We start from the raw sequence: 2013 nt of genomic DNA on the forward strand, positions 1-2013 counted from the left end.
ATGAAATTTAAATTATATGAAAGATGTAAATTTTTACTTTAAAATAAAAAAAGGGCCAGGATAGAAATCCAGCCCCGTTTAAATCCAATATCCTATGAAAAACCATTTGTTAGACGCTGAGAGGGAGTTAAATGTTGCAAATGAATTGTTAACAGTTGTGCTTATTTTTAAGTATTCAATTAAATCCTGCTATGAAATCAATTAAAAAATGATTATTTTACAAAGGCACTTAATTAATGTTGTTGAGGGGCAGGTTATTTTTTTTGATTCTAAACAAAAATCCCCCTTTCAAGATAAAGGCACCCGGAGCAGCTAATTTTTATTATCAATTAAAAATTGGAAATTATTTTGTAAGCCTTTTAGGGCACCCCCTGCAATTCTATGTTTTTAAATGAAGAATATTAAAATAATTTTTATGAAATATACTTTAATCAGTTTAATCGCATTCATCATAATGATAAGTATAAGAAGTACATCATGTAAAAAAGAGAGTACTACTTTGTTGAAGGCTATTGTTACAGGCTTTGATGCAAGGGCCTGCCCCTGCTGCGGAGGTTTTATGATAAACTTTGACGGAGAAACGCAACCTTATAAAGGCAATTTCTTTTTAATTGATAATACAGCTGCAGAACTGAAAATATCTGCAACAGAAAATTTTCCAATTAATGTAAATGTGGATACCTCGAAAAGCTCCATGACCTGCGGAACTAATTTTGTACACATCAACAAATTAGAAAGACGCTAAACGATTTTCTCTTTTTTACAAACCAAACAAGCCCTCATTCAGCAATTGCAATGTTTGATCTTTATAATTTCGTGCAATTAATAAAGATACATTGTGCTTGCTGCCGCCATAACTTACCATACGTACCGGTATAGGTTCAATAGCATCAAATAATTTTTTCATTACATCTTTTGTTTCGGCAATTTCGTTGCCCACAATAGAAACTATGGTATGATTGGTATCAATTTCTACCGTACCAAATGGCTCCAGCTCTTTAATAATATCGGGCAGGTTTACATCATTATCGATAGTAACCGAAACAGCAACTTCCGATGTAGTGATCATATCAATTGAAGTACGGTATTTTTCAAACACTTCAAAAACCTTACGTAAAAAACCATACGCCAAAAGCATGCGGCTGCTTTTAACACGTATTGCCGTAATGCCATCTTTTGCCGCTACTGCTTTTACACCAACGCTGCCTGCTTTCTCTGCGATAAGTGTTCCCTTTGCAGATGGATCCATGGTGTTTAATAATTTAACCGGTACATTATAATATTGAGCCGGCCATATACTGGCAGGGTGCAAAATTTTTGCACCGAAATAAGCCAGCTCTGCAGCTTCCTCAAAACTTAATTGCTCAATGGCAAAAGTTTTATTTACAATACGGGGGTCATTGTTGTGCATGCCATCAATATCCGTCCATATTTCGCAAACGCTGGCGTTAATAGCCGCTGCAATTAACGACGCACTGTAATCGCTGCCGCCCCTTTTTAAATTATCCACTTCTCCTTTTGCATTGCGGCTTATATATCCCTGTGTGATAAAAATATTTTTATCCTTATGCTTATTTAACAGTTGTGCTAGTTTTACTTTGATGGTACCAACCTGCGGCTCATCGTAACTGTCAATGGTCATAAAATCAAGTGCTGGCAAAAGCACATGGTCAATATTTTTTTCTTCAAGGTAGATGCTGAACAATTTAGTGCTTAACAATTCGCCCTGTGCCAAAATATCTTTATTTAATGCCTGGCTGAAAGATATCTTTAAAATGATGGTGAGGAACTCGAAGTGTTCATTTAAAATTGCATTTGCTTTTTCCCTGGTTAATTCTTCTGCCAATAATTCGGTAACGAAATGCTGGTAATGGGCATGCAATGCATCAATTTCCTGCTTTGCTGCATACCTGTCGCCTCTTGCCAGGGACTCACTAATTTCAACCAATGCATTGGTTGTACCGCTTAATGCCGAAAGCACCACAAATTTACTTTCTTCATCTTTGGTTATCA

General features: G+C 35.9%; 2 protein-coding genes. One reads left to right on the plus strand and one right to left on the minus strand.

What is annotated here, in order from left to right:
* The first annotated feature begins 415 nt into the window (after positions 1–415).
* Complete coding sequence (locus ACY65O_RS19270; RefSeq protein WP_462222485.1) at positions 416–745, plus strand: hypothetical protein; 330 nt, start codon at positions 416–418, stop codon at positions 743–745.
* 15 nt (positions 746–760) lie between these two features.
* Here the strand turns inward: ACY65O_RS19270 and ACY65O_RS19275 are convergent.
* On the minus strand, positions 761–2013 hold a 1253-nt coding region (locus tag ACY65O_RS19275; protein ID WP_462222486.1), incomplete at its 5' end, for an aspartate kinase.

It is taken from the genome of Ferruginibacter sp. (genome assembly GCF_031430955.1).
Taxonomy (GTDB): domain Bacteria; phylum Bacteroidota; class Bacteroidia; order Chitinophagales; family Chitinophagaceae; genus Ferruginibacter.